We start from the raw sequence: 20,768 nt of genomic DNA on the forward strand, positions 1-20,768 counted from the left end.
GAATCATTCCCAACAGAATGATTACGAAATGAGACTTACACTCGTAGGAAGCTCCTTCCTCGACAGCCGAAGGCTGGCAGGGAGGAGGAGTTCACTAGACAATCCAATCAGGTATATGTGGGAGTGGTACGTGTGAAAGGTACAAGGCACAATAGTGTGCAGAAATATGATGATATTCGTTCCGATTGTGAAATTGATGTTTCTTGTGCTTCCTCTCCCACAAACTATGATTCTGTTCCTTCGACCGATTCATCTGAAAATACAGAAACAGACCCTGATTCTCATGTAGATGTTCCCCTGAGCACTACAGATCACTTTTTCATGGGAAAGAGTGACGTATATCGTTCACTTTTCAAATATAACAAGGCAATAACTCTACTTATAAATCCTGAGAACTTTGAAATTATTGATGCAAACAATGCTGCATGTAACTACTACGGCTGGCCGCTTGAAGTTATCACACGAATGAAAATACATGATATAAATATCCTGCCTCCTGATAAAGTACTGGAGGAGATGCAAAACGCAGTTGCTGAAAAGAGGAATTATTTTCTTTTCAGGCACAAACTTTCAGATGGCCAGATCCGTGATGTGGAAGTATACAGTAGTCCTGTCATTGTAGATTCACAACAGCTTCTCTACTCTATTATTCATGACATAACTGAGCGCAAAAAAGCTGAAGCTGAACTGAATAAAAGAAACATGCAGCTGAGGACTGCTCAAAAGCTTGGTCAGATAGGAAGCTGGGAGTTTAATCTGGATACAGGCTTAGTGGATTCTTCTGAGGAAGCAAAAAGAATCTATGGTTATGATCCTGATAAAAACATTTTGAAGATTAAAGAGGTGCAGGCAGTAGTATTGTCTGAATATCGTCCTATGATGGACGAGGCAATGAAGGATCTGATTCAACATGATGCTCCTTATAATGTACAGTTCAGGATTAGCCGTCAGAATGATGGTGCTATACGTTATGTTCATTCTGTTGCTGAGTATGATGCAGAAAAAAATACAATAATCGGTACAATTCAGGATCTCACTGAAAGGAAAAAAGCTGAAGATGCATTGCTGCATGCAAAGATTGTTGCAGAGGCTGCAAATCGCAGTAAGGATGAATTTATGGCTACAATGAGCCATGAACTGAGAACTCCGCTTACATCTATTATTGGTTTTTCTGATATTTTAAATGATAAGATGTTTGGTGAGCTGAATGAAAAGCAGGCTAGATATGTAACTCATGTTCTGGATGCCGGTAAACACTTGCTGAAGATTATCAATGATGTGCTGGACCTTTCAAAGGTGGAAGCAGGAAAAATGGAGCTTCAATATGAGTATTTTCAATTATCAACTGCAGTGGATGAAGTAAAAACACTACTCTCGCCGCTGGCCATGGATAAAAAAATAAAGCTTGTCGTTGACACTGATAAGGACATTGGTGCTATTCATGCCGACAGGATGAAGCTGAAACAGGTGATGTATAATCTTGCCAGCAATGCGATAAAGTTCACTCCTGAAAAAGGTACGGTTTCTATCATTTCAAGATTATCGGAAAATATGCTCCATGTATGCGTAAAGGATACGGGATCCGGAATTTCCGAGGCTGATCAGGCTACTCTTTTCCAGCCATTCAGGCAACTTAACTCATATACAACCAATGAGTTTGCAGGAACAGGCCTCGGACTTGCCCTTGTGAAGAAATTTGTGGAAATGCATAATGGCAAGGTGTGGGTGGACAGTACTGTTGATGAAGGTAGTGAGTTTTGTTTTTCTATTCCCGTTACTAACAACAGTAGATGTGAGTAAGTACATTTTTTTAAAAAATAGGTTTAGAAATATTCGAACATCCAATGTCTGCTATACGAAAGCAACATCATAACCAGCCAGACTACGGACCCTGATAAATGTGGAATCATTTATGAATTCGTGTCTGTAAGGCTGTCGTTGCCCGCGTTATGGGTTATTCTTCTTTCTTTTTTTTTAAGAATATTAACCTTATGGTTAATGTTTTTATTTCACTTTTATCATTTATTTGAGTTTACGAGTACTGTTAACTTCTAATTCACCAATATATCGAGTATTTATACTGAGCCAATTTTTTATAAGATGAAATGATACAATTAATAATTACATATTTATTGCCATTACTAAGCGTTTATATGTCTATATATGAACTTTTTGATTTTCTAGTGAAGTTCAGGGGTGGGAAAAGGTGACTAAAGTAATTTCTGTGATGGGAAAAGATGGAGTGGGTAAGTCTACTACGACGATTAATCTTGGGGTCGCATTTGGGCGAAAAGGAAAAAAAGTTATAGTTGTTGATGCCAGTCCACTTGGGGACACAGCAACTTGTTTGCTGCCATTGAGTATTAAGTTAGAAGGCAAAATAAAAGATATGGTCTTATATGAATCGACTGAACAGAACGTAAAAATCATTGATTCAATAGATTTTGAAAGGTTAATTAGACCTTTTGATTCTTTAGATCTTTACTTTGGTTTAATAGGTCTATTGGAATATTTCAATTTTGAAAATTATGACTATATTATAATTGATACTCCTTCTGAAGGATATGCAAAATCAAGTGTTTTTCTTGCTGCTGACACATTGATTGTTCCTGTAGAATCTTCTTCTAGTTTAAGAACACTTCCAGGCGTATTTTCTAAGATTGAGAAACGCAAAAATGTAAAAGAGGATGCTGGCACTTATCACATGAAACGAATAGGGGGAGTTGACAACACTTTTATTTTACTCACATCTTTTGATTCGACAACACAAACAGGAAAACACATTCAAAAAATTACAGACCGTTATGGAAAAACTGTCCTTGATACTAAGATTCCAATAGATACTTCTTTTAAAGAGAGTGCTACTTTTGATGAAACAATTTTCTCTTATAATCCAAACTGTAAGGGAGCAGAAGCATATATGGCACTTGCAGAAGAACTTATAAGTAAGTTGGAAATTGAAAATTAGAATAATCAAGAGTTCCTCAAATATTGCTCAAATTAGGAATAGAGCCTAATAAGTGTTCTATAAGAATAGTAGCTAAAAAATATGATGTCGATTCCTCTAATAATTCTAATGATATCAAAAACCTTCTTTTTTTAGGAAATCATCAACTGCTTTTACTATAATGGGATTTCTTGGTATATTATAAGGGAAAGACTCTATATACATCTCAAGTCGATCTAAAAGTTCGTCCGGAAGGTCAGTATATATTCGCATATAATCACCACATTTCCACAAATATTTTTTTCTCCATTTTTGGATCTTCCGATAATGTTATACTTCCATTACTTGTGTAGTATCTCATGTGACCAAATTTTTTTTCTATATGTAATATTTCGGATAGTCTGATGATTACATCTTCGCTTTGTATTACTAATTCATTATTTGAGATAGAAACATATTTCATAAAGTTTGCAGGTGTTTTATTGTATGCTTCGATAATTTTCACCATTCAATCACCATATTTGTTCCTTGTATGTGTATCGTGCTATATAGTACTATTTATTACTGCATAGTACTATTATATAAAGATGCATACTGCTGTTACTATTGAGTTATCAAATAACAGTAGAAATAAATGATTGTGCCATGGGGGATAATATAACTTTATTAATTCTTATGAATCAAGAAAATCAGTCAGCTTATTATAAATAGAAGTCAGATCTTTTTTCTTTATTTCACATTCCCAGACAATAAGGATATTCCAGCCATCTGCACGCAGCTGTTCATAACTCTTTGTGTCCCTCAGGACATTCTTACTGATTTTCTGATACCAGAAATCAGAATTGGATTTTGGCCATTTGAAGTACTCGCAGTCATGTTTATGCCAGAAACAGCCATTTACAAAAATAACTTTCTTTTTTCCCGGAAACACAATATCCGGTTTGCCAGGTAAATCTTTTCTGTGAAGTCGGTATCTATATCCATTATTCCAGAGCCATTTACGAACGGTAATCTCAGGTTTGGTGTCTTTCCCTTTTATTTGGGACATATTGTAACTGCGCTGCTTGCGGGAATGAACATCGGTCATTGGATAATTTCCTTCAAACTGTCATATTACATCCAAAAGTCCAGTAAACATAAAGTCATATTCTGTTATACTGATTATATGCATCAATAAACTCTTTATGGTATTCTTTAGACTGTTCCAACAATTCTGTATACGTTTTGACAAAAACTTCTCCCGACATCCGATAGGTATTTTCCCTTTTTCTAAAGACTCCGTTTCTTGATTTTTCCCCACCTACAACAAAACAAACAACCTTTGAAAAACCAGTTTCAGATGCATATCTTTCAGTAAGAAATGCACCATACTCATATGCTTGGTCTAAAGCTTTCAAATCTATAGCATAATTGCTACGCTTAATTTCAATGACATATAGAATGTCACCTAAAGCATTACTACAGAGGAAATCAATTCTTTTGTTTGGCTCTTCAAGTTCAGCTTCAGGAAATGATTCTTTTAAGAGCTCAGAATAGCGTACTTCATCTTTAAATTCCAAAATTCTTGGATCAAGTAACCATGAAAATTTTTTAAAGAAATTGTGAAGGGTGGGTACTTCGTTTGCATCTTCATTTAAATAAGCTTCAAACTGTTTTATCACTTCAACTCGCGCGTTAGCCAGTCCCCTAATCTCTTTTGATTCAATCGTTTTCCAGTCATCCATCAATTTTAAAAACTTGGGTATATCCTCTGGTTCAGAAATATCTGCTATCTGGGATGCATATTCTTTAAATGTTTGATTATCAAATTTATCAATTACATTTTCTATAATCTCACTTGATTCAGCAACATCAATATTTGAATTCAATAATATCGGATTTATAATTCTGATACTTAACTCTCTTTCATAGGAAGGTAATTGTTCTTGCCATTCATCAATATTAATATTTTTTTCCTCCACTATGCTATCCTTTTTTATCTGTGCCCTCTTATTTTTCCATTCTGTACCAACTCTCCGGATTATTTTTTGGAGGTACTCCTGTAATTTTTTTGTTGATTCATGTTCCCAGTTCAATGATTGTCTATCAGTTGAAATAACATCTTCATCAAAATCATCTATGAAATCAACCTCTAAGTACCCTGTTACATAACTATGGAATTGATCATTATCTCTTGCACCATAGAAATCTGCTGTATTGACAATTTTACCTCTGGAAGTTAAGTAAATACCACGCATTTCAGTATCTTTTACTGGAGTTTCAAGTGTAAATATGGTGCCCCTTATTCGATCATAATATTCATAGTCACTATCATATTTTGAATCCGGAAATTTCCATTCAAACTGAATATTCAGACCTTCAAATTTTAAGTCATTTGTAACGCTTATTGTATTTACTCCATTAAAATAAAGGTCAGTAGACATTTCATCAAATATCAAAAATTTTTTAGATAAACTGAGAGCTATATTTTCTAGGTTGTAAGGTGATTTCCGCCTTATTTCCTTTAAATGCAACGTTGTTCCTGACATTTCATCTGTAGGAGAATTATGAACAATTATTTCAGGATTATAAGAATGAGTTTTGCTTTGTCGAATTTCAGAAAGATCCATTTTAAAATGATTTTTAATTCCCTCTTTCACAGAAATAACTTCAATTATATTACAAATTCCAAAAACGGACAATTTCCCCAACCCTTTTTTCCCTATTACTTTTCGACCTTTAGCAGATGTATCACAGGTTGAGTTTCTTCTTCTGTTTCTACCAATTACCAAATATTTATCCTGAAGTTCCTCATAGGACATCCCTTCTCCATCATCATTAAATATTATTTCCTTTGAGCCATCTTTATCAATAAAATCAATACTTACATATTCTGAATCTGCATCCCATGAATTGGATACTAGTTCTGACAAAACATTTGGAAGCTTTGAATACAAAGATATTCCTAAATGTTCAATAGTATTTGGATCAAATTTCAGGATCAAGGTATCTGGCATTAGTAATTCTCCTTCAGTTTTTCCGCGATTTTCTGAGCCAGCAATACAGGAACTGCATTGCCTATTTGCCGGTAAGCTGCTGTACGGCTCGGTTTTTCGGAAATACCTTCAAAAAAGTAATCATCCGGAAATGTTTGTAATCTTGCAGCTTCACGGGGTGTTAACGATCTGTTTTGCTTAATATCAGGGTGGATGTAATAGTGTCCATCTTTTGCAATATGTGCAACAACTGTATGTGAAGATGACTCCTTACCGGCTACAACCTTGAATCTGTCAAGGAAAGAAGAACGATTCCTATGTGTCTTCAGATGTGCTGGTAAGTCATTATAATTAAGTCTCTTATTGTCATTCCATTTCTGGACTGCAATTCGATATATTTCCAGATCACGATCTTTATTCGTTCTGGATTGATGTAAAGTGACTGGAACACCGTCTCTACGGATTCCTGCTTCATAAAGATAATTGCTATTATGATCTTTTATTTTACAGGGAGTTAGAGTTCCTTCACCTGCTTTCAATGCAGGCAAATCATTAAAAACAGCGTTTACTTTCACATCAGGGGTCCATTTTTCAGGATAGGGATAGAATCCAGACTCATCGCCTTTTTTTCCCACCAGGATTATTCTTTTTCTTCTTTGAAGCACCCCATAGTCATTGGCATTCAGAACATCCCATTCAACAGTATAACCTTTTTCGCGGAACAGCTGTTTCATCTTCTCAAAATATGAATCTCCTTCCACTGATTTAGCAGAGAGCAATCCTTGGACATTTTCGAATACAAAATATTTAGGTGAATACTTTTCCAGAAACTTAGCGTAATATTCGTAAAGATAATTTCTGCTGTCCCCTTGCATTTTGTTTTCAGCTCTGGATCTGCCTACAATAGAATAAGCCTGACATGGAGGACCACCAACTATCAAATCCAAGGGTTCACCATCAAGTATTGAATCAACCTGATCAAATATCGATGGTAATGTATCATCAGATATCTCTTCATTAATTACAGAATCAAGCAGTGATTCAGGAACTAACGCATAGAGCTCAGATCTCGAAATATTACCCTTCAAGTAATCATAATAAACATCCATTTTTCCATTATTATTGAGCCAATGGTATGCCATCCTCGTTTTTAGCGAATAACATGCTGCAGTATCGACTTCAACATGTGCCACAGGAACAAAACCAGATTTAATGAAGCCTTCGGACAAACCACCTGCTCCTGCGAAAAGATCGAGAAATCTGTATTTTTTTTCCATTTACATCCCTGGATATATAATATTGTGGGTATAATTGGTATATGGAGAAAGGAAATATAAAGGCATCCCATACGCATGATTTTGATAGTTTATCATTTTATGTAGAAAGCATCACTTAATTCAATTGTTTATTTACTAATATAATCAGTATATTCATCAAATATTTTTAGCCCTTCTACATCACAGGATACTTTTATCATATGAGCATTACTAACTCTGAATAGTTCCGCATTTCTCACAATCTGCATGAGTTCCCTCTCAAGTCTGGAATAAATACTATAGTACTTTACATCAACATTTTTATCTTTTCTTTTTAATGCGTTTCTGCGAAGGTTTTGAAGTGTAATAGCAGCAGCATAGGATCGATCTGCAATTTGCAAATCATTTACAAGTTTCGGACATAGACTTTTTACAACCGAAAAAATAATTCTCATATCATTTGGAGTAAAAGGATGTTCTATTTTGTACAAATTATATGTTTCACAATCAAGAGTTAGCTCTTCATAGTTAGTCCACCAACCTATAATATAATCAGGATTTACAGCTGTAATTTCTGATTCTGCAAGTTTTTTTGCAACATGATTCCGTGATTGATGTAAAGTAACATGATTAATTTTGGCATATTCATTAACTGCTCTTTCAAGAAGTGTATTCCAGTAAATTGAATCATTATATAGGTTCTTGAAACCATACCATTCAAAAGGTCCCCTCTGAAAATGTAATTTGTCACCAAGTTTAATCATAAAACGGAAAAAAATAGATTTGAAAGATATATAAAGTCCAGACTTGCCCAGTACTATTTCATTATCAATGAGAGTTTTTTTCAGTTTGTTTATTGAAAAAGTATCATCTACTATGAATTCCTGTAATGTCTCATTAGTTCTTATCAATATATTACTATTCAATGGAAGAAATAATCCTCTGTTTTGTGCATCTGTACAGAGTATTGCAGCCTCCCCAGTATTAATCTTTAAATGAGTTGTGAAATCATCTGAAGTTCCTGCTATTCTTTCAGAAGATACTGTTTCAGAATATGGCATTATAAATTTTGCATCTTCTATCAAACTTTCAGTAACCCTTGTAAATTGTTCTTTGTCAGGAATGTCCACTAGATTGAACAATTCATGCAATAAATCAGGACAGTAGACATCTGCATCTGGTTTAATAAGAGGGTAGGCATTAATTTCAAGGAGCCTTTTTTCTATAATGTACTTTATATTACCAATCGTTTTTTCGTTTCCAATAAAGACTAACCTGTCAGCATTGGATAAATTCAGACGGTAGTTCAAACTAGGATAGCAAGTTGAAATGATACAATGCTTATATCCATCTGGTACATTATTTTCATGTGCTTTTAAATTGTTCCAATCACAAAAAGATATGTATGTAAATAATGAATCTTCTGTAGACTCTGCTTTCTTGAAAAGGAGCTCTGTTCCTTTTACTTCATAGGAAAGAACGACTACTGTAAAATACCAATCTTCTGCAGATTCAAGAATGGTTTTAGTAAATGATAATATTTTGTCTCTAAGAGGATTTGTTTGTTCAAGAGAATTTAGTTGAAAAATCTCATTTAAAGTTGAGTTAATTGACTGAAATGCGTTTTGATCAACCAGCATATAAAGCCTGCTCATGACATTTTCATAGGTAAGATAGTTGTCACCTTTCCTTTTTACCATTAAAATTTCTGAATCACTATAGTCGCCTTGTAAATTCAAAGGTGTAGAGAATAATCTGTTAAAATAAAAAATCAAATCATTTCGATGATCAATGCTCAAATTTAATAGATATTTATCTATATTTTCTGTTGCTGAGTTATAGGAATCCAAAATCAGATATTCAGGATTTATCCTTTCCATATTTTCGCAAATTATCTGGTTAGTACCTGATGATACTGGATTAGGATATTTAGACTCATTTCCTGCAGGCAAGTTATTAAGAATATGTTGAGAATCCCATGTATGGACAATTACATCAATATCTTGGAAAATTGTTTCATCATCATGTATTTTGTAAAATTGGCGCATATCAGGATCAGTTGAAAACATAATAATTGTTTTAACTGAATGATTATGCAGGAAATTAAGTAGCACTTTACTTCTTTCTCCTCCAAATCGGGAGTCAGAAATAATTTCATCCATGTTTTCAATTATAAGAATATCCGGAGATAATTCCTCTACTAAATCTAATGTTTTATCAAGATAAGGTTCAGATGGCAAAAAATTAAGTCTGATATTTCTATGTGAGGAACTATTGTAATTATCGTCAGCAATTTCTCTATAGAAATGGGATCGAACTAATGATTTACAGGCAAATAAATTCGTTGAGTTAAAAAGAACTTCCCATAACCATAACTTGTTATATTGAAGAGAACCAGTCCATCGTTCCTGTTCATAAAGAGAAACATCCCATGCACCTTTTTCGTTAATTGTTTCCACAACAGGATCACGTCCTAGTTTGTGTTCAGAGATATTTCTTAAAAGGCTGTCTCCAAACTCACTATCTTCATTCAGAATTTTGTTTTTACATTTTCGCAATGTATGGTAGCACAGTCGAGAAGGAATTAGGTCATTTGAACCTATGTTTCGGTATTTGATTTCAACCACTTTTTCTTTCTCAAAAACAAGTTTATCGCTGAATTTCCTAATTTCTCTTCTAACATCACGATCTATTTCTTCAATATCCTTCAAAAAAGAGAGATTGTTGAACACTAAAGGAGATGAAGGAAACAATTCTACTTCCGTATTATCATCACATGTGTAGTTTCCTATTACAACTGCTTTTTTATCAGGATTTGTTAGTAAATATTCAAAAACCATTAACGGAAGAAAGCGTACATCACGCCATGGCCATGTTATAAAGTAAAAACCTTTTTTTTCAGTCGAGAAAAAATCAATATATTCCTGTTCGATAATATTTGGTTCTATTTTCCATAGTAAAGGAAGATTGGAAAGATAATTTGCCGCATTTTCTCCTTCCTTACTTATAACATGGTTAATTGTTTTAGGAAACAGGTCAGATGATTGGACATCAATATATTTATGGAATTTTGCACCACATGAAATGCACCTAAAGGTTTTTTCATTAATAGTTTCAATTGCCTGCCCACTTACATGAGGCTCATGACAGTCGGGACAGGTAATCCCATGATAGTAATATGACCTCATTTTGATTTTAACCTCTTTATAAGTGTTAGAATTTTCATTGCAATATCAGGGTCACTAACAAGAAAACCAAGTTCATAATTTTTGGTCATTCCGCTAAGTGTAAAATTTGCTGAACCGGAAATAACTTTTACTCCGTCAGCAACCAGAACCTTTGCATGAAGCATATCGTTTTGTATCTTATATATGTGTAGATACTCATACTCATCCTGTAAACGAATTATTGTCTGGACTTTGTCGTTCTCCTTTTCTATTCCTTCTGCATACAAATAAATCTCAACACTGATGCCTCTTTCGAGTGCTTTCTGAAGATCGTTGACAATGTCAGAACTTGTTAAAACATAAACAGTCATAACCAGTTCATTTGATGCTGTAGAAATTAGCTCACGAATAACTGACTTAAATGATCTGACACCTGAGCCAACCCATTTTTCTCCTGTAGCCACTGGAACAATTTCTGCTTTCATATCAGTTACCAATTACAATATGACGATCAAGCCAGAGATTTCTGTGTTCACAAGATGTCTCTGAAATAAGAAGACAACTGTAACAAGCTGAACCATTAATACTTTCTGAAGATTTATCTACATCAATGCATAGAGGATCATTTGAACATATCAAAAGATTATCAATAGCACCGTTGATTATGTCTGAAAAGGAATCTACGGTTCCTGCAAGACCTCCCATTCCACTATCATCTCCGGGAGATGTATTGTATATTAGAATACCACCATTTGATCCATCACGGGATATGTAAACGCGCTCCCTCAATGAAGCTGCGGAATAACCCGTGTAAGCAGACAATGACAGAATAATTGCATGAGACAGAGTATGAAGCCATACAAATCCAGGTTCAAATGTCACATCAGACCAATTGCTTTTTTGCTCATAGCCGGAATTCTTATACATTTTCCATTTGGAAAATGCAGACTTAGAACTGATATCAGGCAGTTTTCCATTTTTAAATGTAATGAAAATGCCTTCTCCAAAACCTTCATAACCCGGATGCCAGATCTCATTAGGTGGTAAAAATTCACCTGAATATACTATTCCAGGATCTTGGTTTTCATTAAGATTGACCAACCTAGTATAGCCTAATTGTACTGTGACAGTTCTGATTTTGTTCACTGCAGAAACCTGCAATTCAGGTACGTGGGGTAAAGTTGGTATGATTGTTTTTGAGTGAGACATCGAAAAGTTTTCGGTTACTGTCCCACCAGCTGAAAGAAGTGATTCAAACTCTTCATACATTAAATCCATGAAAGTCTGATCTTCTGCGTTAAGACGACGATAAAGAGTTAAGAACTCCGAAACTCCACATCTTTTTATTTCATTTGTCAGAATCATAATAACTTCATCACTTATTCGACGTTGTAGCAATTTAGAGAGCGTATCAATAAAATCTGAAATACCCAATTGTTCCAAATCTGCAGATATCAGAATCATATCAAGTGCCATTGATACTTCATTTTTCTGAAGAATTCGAGAGATAGTATTGTCAAATTCCGGAATCGTAAGAAGCGTCATCGTTTCAGAAACACGCAATGATGTTGATTGTCTCTGTATTATTTTCATCTTGTGTTCGCAGTTCTTTGGTCTGTTTGGACTGGTATAATACGGAGAGTGTTTTGAAGCTGGTCTTTCTTTTTCTGGATTTCTGCCTGTACAGAAAAATTGCAGAGAATAGATTTCCTTCATCGTTTTCTTGGAATTACATTGTGGACATTCTACAATAATATCTGAAAGAGAACTACCATTAGCTTTCCAATAATAATAGGGTGGATTACACTTGTTTTTCCCATGCACCGCATATTGCCAGTTAACTTCATCCAAGTGTCCTTCTGAGCATGCCGAAACAAATCTTGTTGCTGATGATTCTTCATCTGTTTTACACAGAGGACATTTAGGACCATTGTATAACAAAGGCCTATGGTTTGCCTTTCTTCCATAACAAACTTTCCAGGCAGGGAACACATATGTAGAATATATTCTTGAATTGCTTGGTATCTTAAGACCTGCATTTGTAGGTAGTGCCACAATTCTATGACATTTATCGGATGACTGTTGGATAATTCTGGACAGTCGTGTTTCAGCAATTTCAAAGCTTTCAAAAACATCTTTGCTGAAATATTTGGCATCAAGACCATATTGCATTATTGGAATTATTCGTGGTCCATTTTTTGTCTCAATTATTGCCCCCGGGCCATAAGTCAGCACGAATTGAGACCTGCTGATATGCTGGAAATCTTTTCTCATATTCACACCTCAAACGATGTTGTTTCCTCAATCTCCCTCAATGATTGTGGTGCATTCTTGTACACTTTCTTAAGATGTTCTATTCTTTCATGAGCAGGATCACTCAAAACAACATTTTTCTCTGGTTTCTGATAGGGTCTATACTCATTATACACCAAATCTTGTCCTTCACTACCAAGCTTTTTGGATATATTTTCCCATTTTTCAAACTCGGATTTAAAATATTCAATAATCTTATCTCTTTCTTCTGGTTGCAGACGGTCATCCAGACAGCACATGATAAATTCTTCGAAATCTTTAACAGCATTTGAATTTCTTATAGCATCGCCTGATTCTAAAGACCATTCCACAATAGATTCAGACATATTTCTTAAGAAAGAGACTATTGCAGGCCCTGCAGCTTTCGCCATACATCCATCTGCAAACGGCGAAACTGAAGCCGGTTCTACTTCCAGATTTACCCTGTGATGGTATCCTCCAAAGATTTCATAATGACTTAAATCTCTTGGACGACCTGCTTTGTAGAATGTAACAGCAAGTGCTCCATGTTCTCTTCCCACTCTTCCTGTAGCCTGAATATACTGTGATGTTGTTTTTGGCTGTCCATTAACAACCATTAATGAAAGATGTGGAATATCCACACCTGTTCCGAACATTGATGTTGTGAAAATTGCATCCGGATTTTCATTCACATTCTGGTTTTGTCCTCCGTTTTCAAGTTCTTCCAGTATCTGCGGGATATCAGTTGAATCAATCCTACTTGACAACTCAACAGCCTTATCATCATCAGTACTTCGTAGAGGTACATTTTCAGATATATGAGCAAGCCGTTCTATTATGTCTTCTCTGTAAAGTGCCCGGTTTCCTCCAAGCTCTCTCAGAGAGTTAAAATACCCTACAAGTGTCCAGTAGTTTATTATCTCTCTTTTTGAAAGATTATCATGTCCGGTTTTAAGTAATCTTGACCATATTCTTACAAGGGGGGTTAAAGGTCCCATACCGGGTGCGTATATTCCCATGTAAACTCTTCCGGGTCGGTTTTCATCCCATCCATAAGAGAACTCCGGCAGAGTTACAAAAAAACTGTCTTTAAAAGAAAGACCATATGCAGGGAATTGAAACAATGGTCTATTAAATAAAGACATAACTTGTTTTTCTGCCTGATTAACTGTTGCAGAAGAAGCTATATATTTTGGTTTACCGCCTGCTTTGCGAATAAGACCGTCAACAACTGATTCATATAAACCAAACATACTTCCCAGCGGTCCATCCATTAGATGCAATTCATCCTGCACAATCAATTCAGGAGGTCCAAACGATTTTATTTCGACGCAATATTTGTTATTTGTAGCAGACTTGAGAATATCTTTTGGGAAAATATCCTTACGATTATAACCATAAAAAAGATTGTAATTTGTTATATTTCCAAACAGTGATGCAGCTCTGGGTTCAAAGGCAAGCCGTGCAATTTTGTCTGCAGTACTGACAACAACTGTCGGACATCGGGAATATATCTGTTCATCAACTGTGTATGCAGGAATAGGAATACGTGATTCTGGTAAAAAAGGAGTTTTCCTCTTTTTCAAAAAGAGACCATCAGGTAACTGCTCATCTTCTGTAGTTAATAATGTAAATGGTACCCCTTCTTTATGATTTACTCCATTATTTAAATCACATTCAGGATTAGTACAGAATATTTCAAAATCAATTGGTTGTTCTTTTTTTCTTCCAGGCTCAGAATCTATAGGGAAATATCCAGGTCTTGATGCTCGGAATGATTTAACCTCTATATCAAGACTTTTTTCCATTTCACACACAAGTTCATCAATCTCATTTTCATCAATTTTACGTGTACTATCAACAGTTAGTGAAAGTGTATAGTATCCTGGCAGAAGCCCTCCCTGCGAAAAATTTACAGTTATAATAGGGTCTTTTAATTTAATTGTAGCATTCTGCAGGTCACTAATAGTTCTTTTGGATTTTACAATTAAATGAAGTTTATTTGTCCCTACAGGCAAACCAGACCGTGGAATTGCAAGCCATTCACCACATACAGGACACTTGACAACTTGTGCAGGTTCCCCATCAACATCACCCTTTGTTAAGGCAGTTACTGCACCATAATCTCCCCGTAGATGATTAGGTGATACACTACCTCCAACCCACATTCCAACTGAAAATATTGTAGAACCATACAACCAGTTCTCTGAAAATGAACATTTTTCCGGCCTCCAACCAATAGCTCCATTATTATTGAAGATACGTAAATACTCTGCCGCTGTCACCATTAGTAGTGTACGACGGAATTGCTGTACTGTTAATAAACGAAGAGTATAACGTGTAATTACAGCAGTTCCTGCACCTGTAATATCATTTATATTTTTATCATTATCTTTTGCATTTATACGTCTCAGAGCAATTACAAATGCCATCATTGCAAGATAAGATTCTGTTTTACCTCCTCCGGTAGGAACCCATAGTAGATCAAGATGATTTCTATATTCTGAGTTCTGTGAATAGAGAGATTCAATATTAATCAGGAAAAATGCAAGCTGAAAAGGTCTCCATCTAAAGTCAACATCGTCATCACTGTATTTTCTTCTCTTTTTCCAGAGATTTTGAAGCCAAATTGTTTTGTTTGCAAAGCAGAATGATAAAAGAGCATTTTTATTGTTCTTAAGACACTTAATCCCGGACTTCAGACGAATTAATGATAATTTTTGTTTGTCAACTAATTTTTGAACAAATACAGCACTTTTTTCATCATACTTGCCAATAGAACTTTCATTCTTTTGAATCCATAAGCTGTAAGCTTCTACAAGAGGAGATAGATATGCATCAATATCTTTACTTTCCCACATTTCAGACAACTTGAGAGCAGATAATTCAGGACTAACATCAAAAGTTGATTCATCCCATGTAAAGTTAGGTGCAGAGTTTGGATATAACGGTATAAATTCACTTCTTACAGCACAATTGTGGAATACAGCACAATCATCGAAAAAGTATCCATCAGGCCATAATTTCTCAATCTCAAACTGTTCTTGGTAATCAATTGCTTTCCATATTGCAGAACACATATGGCCTCGGGAAAGTATGGGATTCTCTCGATATATAAAAGCCAAAATATCATCTTCATTCGAATTCTCCATTGATTTCAGACTACATCCTTCTCCGAGATTTACACGTAAAGACGGCTGGTAAATTGAAGCTTGAACAATTGCATCCCCTGTGCATTCTTTAATTTTTAAATCATTAATAAGACTTAAAACTACATGCAAGGTTCCATTTGACTGAATTTTCTTGATATTTAGATGTATTTGTCCGTCTTCTTCATCATAAACAGTTTCGTTACCTTCAGCAGCACTCGACAAATTAATATTCAGTATCTTCATGAAAGGTTTTCGTTTCCATTTATCAGCTTTGTGTATACTACTATCATTGGATGCGCTATCTTCAGAAATACTTACATCTTTGTATCTCCCCCAAGTTACGCAAACATCAATTACAGGATTTTGCCCCTTAATCAAAAAAGATATTCCAAAAGATTTGGGTTTCATTCGGGGGTCAAGTTCAGTTGGAAGTATAGATATTGGATCATCTGATGAATTGTCATCTTCTGATTCTGAGCATGCTTCCTCGGAAGAAATCATTTCCGATTCCGGAGATGTCTCTACTTTTTTGCAGTTTTTTGGAATAATGACTCCTGTTAAGTATTCGTTATATGGACTTGCACCAATAAGTACTTCTTCAGGACCATACCTTGGACCCAGAACCTCTTTCATTAATTCTTCTATGAAAATATCCCTCACTTACTCACCTCTAAATTACCAATAATAATATGAAATTAAAAATGAAGTTAATACATATAAAATATTTATTATTTAATCATGCTTAAAACATTATAATTGATATATAAGAAATTTTTGAGTAGTAGGAGAGTTACATGATATAATAATCAAATATATTTGGAAAATAAATCACAGTACTTTAGATGAAAATTAGATATGCAGAATCCTCAATACTTGATTCATTATTTAAATATATAATTATTTAAAGTAATAATATAATAGATGATAATTACCAATACCATTCAAAAGATGTTGATTTTAATAGGTATTCTACAAAGTTCATATTAGTCTATTAATAAGTGATAATATCAATCTGGCAAAATTATTTAACAAGAATTACTTATAATAAGAACCATGGTCTCTGAGAAAAAAACAAAGTTCGATCCACGTAAAATGATGGAGTTAGCGGTTAGTGTCATGGAAAATACAATTCATGAACCTCGAATTGATGGGAAAAAGAGTCCATTAGTTGGTGCAGTTTTAGTAAAACCAAATGGAGAAAAAAATACAGCTTGCCGGGGAGAATTGCGAGAAGGTGACCATGCCGAATATACTCTTATTGAGCGAAAGAATAGGAGCGAGAAGTTAGATGGATCAGTTCTGTTTGCAACTCTTGAACCATGTGCTCCAGGGGCAAGAAACCATCCAAAATTAAGTTGTGCTGAAAGGATAGTCAATGCTCGAATAAAAGAAGTGTGGATAGGAATCGAAGATCCGGATCCAACAGTAAATCATAAAGGAATGAAGTATCTACAGAATCATGGTGTTACGGTTAAAATGTTTGATCGTGATCTCCAAGAGAAAATTCTTGAAATAAATAATGATTTCATTTTACAAGCAGAAGAGAGAGCTAAAGAGAAACAAGTAAACGAGGATATTGATTCATCTATTTCGAAGTTGGATTTGCCTTTATCTGTACCTTTGTCTAAATTGTCAAAAAGTGCATTGGAAATATATAAAAAAGCAATTGGATTTAAAAGTGACGTGGAGTCTCCTGCATTTTACAAGGAACTTGTTGAAATGGGTATTTTGGAAGAGAAAGAGGATGGTGCGTTTAATCCTACTGGGTTTGGATTACTTTTATTTGGAGAGGATCCTCGAAAGACATATTCACAGGCAGGGTTATTAGGAACAATCCATTATCCAAGTGGAAAAGAGGGAACTGAAGATTTTAATGACCCATTAGTTTTGATTCCTGGTAAAGTTGAAGAATGGATGAAAAACAAGTTACCCAATGTTATTGATCGGAGTAGTATGGAAAGACAACAGCAGAATTTTCCATTTGAACTTATCAGAGAAGCTGTAGTAAATGCACTAGTTCATCGAGACTATGATATTGATGGAGCTAAATGTCATTTAATTATCACTCCAAATACAATAGTAATTAAAAGTCCAGGGGGACCAGTAGCACCAATTACTCTTGATCAACTTAAAGAATTCAAAGCTCCAATGTTAAGTCGTAATCCTAAGTTACATTATGTGTTCTCTCAAATGGCTTTGGCTGAAGAAAGAGGATTGGGAATGAAATCATTTGAGACAATGCCTGCAGAATATAACTTACCAAGTCCTCAGTATTCATATGATGACTTATATCTTACATTAACGATCTATTTGAATAGTGAAGAGATTATTAGAGGATACGCTCCTGAATTAGTAAATGAATTGTCTGCTGAAGAGTTGAAGAGATGGGACTTTATTGCTAAGAAAAGAATAGTCACATCAAATGATTGTACAAAAGCATTCAATATAACTTCAAGAGCAACACAAAGACAATTGAATAGATTCATTGAAATTGGATTATTAGAAAAGATTGGCAAGGGACCAGCAACAAGGTACAAGGTAAAATAAATATATTGATAACTATTAGAGTTCACGCCGGCATTCCTAATTAAATTTTAATAACAGTACTATATCCCGGCGTAAATACCGACACCAAACCAGTATTTCTCATTAAATTTTAATGATAGTACTATATCCCGGCGTAAATACCGGCACCACGCCGGTATTTCTCATTAAATTTTAATAACAGTACTATATCCCGGCGTAAATACCGACACCACGCCGGTATTTCTCATTAAATTTTAGTGACAGTACAATATAGGCATGAGTATAGAATAACAAGTGGAGAAAAGTAACTGCCATTGACATTTATCAAAAGACTGTATATATTCCGCTATTTTCCTTTATTCATGTAGAAAATATGTTGAATAGAATAATTGATTTAACACTATTTCGAGTAGAACTAAGTACATTAAAATCACAAGTATTGATTTTAGATTCCTATTCGATACAAAATACGATATCTTGTATTATGTTGATGTTCATGAGAATAAACTTAGTTTTTTTGTTAATTTATCAATATCTTCACTTTTCATGGGGAAAAAACCCAATGCTGTTATTGTACCAGGTTCTACTTCTGTCCTCCCGGCGTCTCGTATTACTTCACAAATATATCCTTCATCAGTTGCTTTGTCTCTGAAATTCAATAATTTGCTTCGGTTCTTGATCTTCAGAACAACTTTCTTTTGTTGTTTTCCATCATCGAACCATTCTTTAATCTCATCAAGACGGTCCAGATTTTTGAGGATTGGAGTTATAGATGCATGTGCAATCTGAACTCCAAGTTTCCCGGGAGACATCTCAACATCTTCAGGTATTACTATTACTTGTTTATACTCCCACATGTTTTTCACTTCCTATTTGAATACTCATAATTATTTACAAATTCTGCTTAGTCAGGCGATTTGGTATATCATAAAATATTATCTTTGTTGCTATGATATATGTGACACACAGGAAATTTTGTCACACTTGAGTAATAAAGAGAATAACATTCAATTCTCTTTTATTCACAGAGATTCAACTGTTTTCAATTAACTAATACAAGTTACTTCATTCATTAAGTCTATTGCTTGCTGGAACTTTACAAGTTCATTTCTCATGTTTTCTAAATCACATCTTTCAGACTTGTAGTATTCTTTTGCGGCTTTCTCTGTTTCATATTTATCCACAAGGTCCTGGAATTCTGGACTGCTCTTTACATCAATATCTTTAGAGATGGTAACAGCATAGACGTATTTGGAATATATTTCCCTTAGTTTTACAGGATTACCTTCAAAATAATGAGATTTAGAACCTTCAAGCTTGTGCCCCATCATATATTCTATCAAATCTCCGTCCATGCCTTCATTCTTTAATTGTGTATTGAAAAATTTCCTCATATTGTGAGATCTCAAAATATTAAACACACCCTTCTCTGTTGAAATGCCCAAATCTTTGTTTATTCTAGCATAAGCTTGGATAATATTAGCCTTTGTTAATCTGCGCAGTTTTTCATCTCGTGTAAGAAGGTATTTTTTGTTTATCTTGCCCTTAAGAAAAAGATAGCTATCTGGCGTGATACTTCGTTTTTCATGTTCCAAAATATCACATTTTTCATTTCCTGATGGTGGTCTTTCTCTCCACTCAAGATAATCTAAAACTGCCCTACTTGTTTCAGGAGATAAGAAAGTTACAAAATCAGTTCCAACTTTCTGTCGTCTCATATCGAGAGTTGTTATTCCAGTCTTGGGATCATATCCATCCTGAAATTGTTCCACGGTCAGACTTGCAATTTCATTGGCTGCCATTCCTGAACTAAGTCCAGTTAGCATCATTGCTTTGTCACGAGGACTTGCAAAGCTCAAAGCTTTTTGAATAAGTTCCTTGTCAGGTCGTTTCAGATTTTTCTTTTGTGCTTTGTTTGTCCTATTTGAATTACATGGTTGCTTTGGTGTCTCTATATAGAAATAACCGTAAAAGGTCCTAATTTTGCCAACATAGAGAGATATAGCACTTGGAGTTAATGGCTTAGCTGTATGTTTATTCTTGCACGTTTTTAGATATTCTCTAAAGCCAGGAATTTGTGTGAAGATTTCACGCTTTATCATTAACTTACCACATTTGATGTCATTATTGGCTTCTTCAATCAACTGGCTTGGAGTTAAACCGGTGTATTCCACATAATGCCTAAGTGCGGTCAAATATCCTCCCTTGGTACTATCTGACAGATTAGCTAAAGCAAAGAGATCTTTGACTCTAGGATCATGTTCAAGTTTTGTCACACTCATCCTATCACTACCAATGCTAAGGTTTTGAAGAAGATTATTTGGTTTAATTTTGTATTCATTTATCCATCCTTAAGAAAGGTAACAAAACACCAAAAACAGAATTAATGATAACTTATTATCGTTATATTAATATATAGCATATGCACAATTACTCATTAGCATGTTATGCTTGTGACATGTAAGAGAAAT

At 34.7% G+C, this 20,768-nt stretch carries 14 protein-coding genes; 3 read left to right on the top strand and 11 right to left on the bottom strand.

Translation table 11 applies throughout. The features are described 5' to 3' along the window. Window positions 1-132: 132 nt before the first annotated feature. The gene (locus J2746_RS12470) at window positions 133-1,800 is read left to right on the top strand and encodes a PAS domain-containing sensor histidine kinase (RefSeq protein WP_209621539.1); all 1,668 of its coding nucleotides are present in this window, start codon (window positions 133-135) and stop codon (window positions 1,798-1,800) included. A 406-nt stretch (window positions 1,801-2,206) separates the two neighbouring features. Beyond that, on the top strand, window positions 2,207-2,968 hold the full coding sequence (locus tag J2746_RS12475) for a ParA family protein (protein WP_209621541.1): 762 nt from the start codon (window positions 2,207-2,209) through the stop codon (window positions 2,966-2,968). Window positions 2,969-3,082: 114 nt separating this feature from the next. Here the strand turns inward: J2746_RS12475 and J2746_RS12480 are convergent, their stop codons facing one another. The 9 genes from J2746_RS12480 to drmA all read right to left on the bottom strand — a co-directional run bounded on the left by J2746_RS12480 (window position 3,083) and on the right by drmA (window position 16,431). Beyond that, a complete protein-coding gene (locus J2746_RS12480) occupies window positions 3,083-3,220 on the bottom strand; it encodes a hypothetical protein (RefSeq protein WP_209621542.1) in 138 nt (45 codons plus the stop codon). Window positions 3,221-3,224: 4 nt separating this feature from the next. Continuing rightward, window positions 3,225-3,455, bottom strand: coding sequence for a hypothetical protein (locus J2746_RS12485; protein ID WP_209621544.1), 231 nt, complete (start codon window positions 3,453-3,455; stop codon window positions 3,225-3,227). A 165-nt stretch (window positions 3,456-3,620) separates the two neighbouring features. Further along, window positions 3,621-4,034, bottom strand: a complete 414-nt coding sequence (locus J2746_RS12490) for a very short patch repair endonuclease (protein ID WP_209621546.1) — start codon at window positions 4,032-4,034, stop codon at window positions 3,621-3,623. A gap of 55 nt (window positions 4,035-4,089) precedes the next feature. Then, entirely contained in the window at window positions 4,090-5,943 is a 1,854-nt protein-coding gene (locus tag J2746_RS12495; protein ID WP_209621548.1) for an ATP-binding protein, read from the bottom strand. Then, window positions 5,943-7,199, bottom strand: coding sequence for a DNA cytosine methyltransferase (locus J2746_RS12500; RefSeq protein WP_209621550.1), 1,257 nt, complete (start codon window positions 7,197-7,199; stop codon window positions 5,943-5,945). The genes J2746_RS12495 and J2746_RS12500 overlap by 1 nt, the downstream gene beginning before the upstream one ends. A 128-nt stretch (window positions 7,200-7,327) precedes the next feature. Then, window positions 7,328-10,366 carry a hypothetical protein gene (locus tag J2746_RS12505; protein WP_209621553.1) on the bottom strand — a complete coding sequence of 1,013 codons (3,039 nt, stop codon included), beginning with the start codon at window positions 10,364-10,366 and terminating at the stop codon, window positions 7,328-7,330. Further along, the gene (locus J2746_RS12510; RefSeq protein ID WP_209621557.1) at window positions 10,363-10,830 is read right to left on the bottom strand and encodes a phospholipase D-like domain-containing protein; all 468 of its coding nucleotides are present in this window, start codon (window positions 10,828-10,830) and stop codon (window positions 10,363-10,365) included. Before J2746_RS12510 ends, J2746_RS12505 begins: the two co-directional genes overlap by 4 nt. A 1-nt stretch (window position 10,831) precedes the next feature. After that, window positions 10,832-12,619 (bottom strand): DUF1998 domain-containing protein, encoded by a 1,788-nt coding sequence (drmB, locus tag J2746_RS12515; RefSeq protein ID WP_209621560.1) that lies wholly within the window; start codon window positions 12,617-12,619, stop codon window positions 10,832-10,834. A 2-nt stretch (window positions 12,620-12,621) separates the two neighbouring features. Next, window positions 12,622-16,431: a DISARM system helicase DrmA gene (gene drmA, locus J2746_RS12520; protein WP_209621562.1), complete on the bottom strand. Its 3,810-nt coding sequence runs from the start codon at window positions 16,429-16,431 to the stop codon at window positions 12,622-12,624. A 393-nt stretch (window positions 16,432-16,824) separates the two neighbouring features. On the opposite strand from drmA, the gene J2746_RS12525 reads away from it, so the two are divergent. Next, window positions 16,825-18,318 carry an ATP-binding protein gene (locus J2746_RS12525; RefSeq protein WP_209621565.1) on the top strand — a complete coding sequence of 498 codons (1,494 nt, stop codon included), beginning with the start codon at window positions 16,825-16,827 and terminating at the stop codon, window positions 18,316-18,318. A 473-nt stretch (window positions 18,319-18,791) separates the two neighbouring features. On the opposite strand, the gene pth2 is transcribed toward J2746_RS12525, so the two are convergent. Together pth2 and J2746_RS12535 are read right to left on the bottom strand one after the other, a co-directional pair. Further along, window positions 18,792-19,154: an aminoacyl-tRNA hydrolase gene (gene pth2 / locus J2746_RS12530; RefSeq protein WP_209621567.1), complete on the bottom strand. Its 363-nt coding sequence runs from the start codon at window positions 19,152-19,154 to the stop codon at window positions 18,792-18,794. 189 nt (window positions 19,155-19,343) lie between these two features. After that, window positions 19,344-20,579: a tyrosine-type recombinase/integrase gene (locus J2746_RS12535; RefSeq protein ID WP_209621571.1), complete on the bottom strand. Its 1,236-nt coding sequence runs from the start codon at window positions 20,577-20,579 to the stop codon at window positions 19,344-19,346. Window positions 20,580-20,768: the final 189 nt, after the last annotated feature.

This window comes from Methanolobus bombayensis (genome assembly GCF_017873415.1).
Taxonomy (GTDB): domain Archaea; phylum Halobacteriota; class Methanosarcinia; order Methanosarcinales; family Methanosarcinaceae; genus Methanolobus; species Methanolobus bombayensis.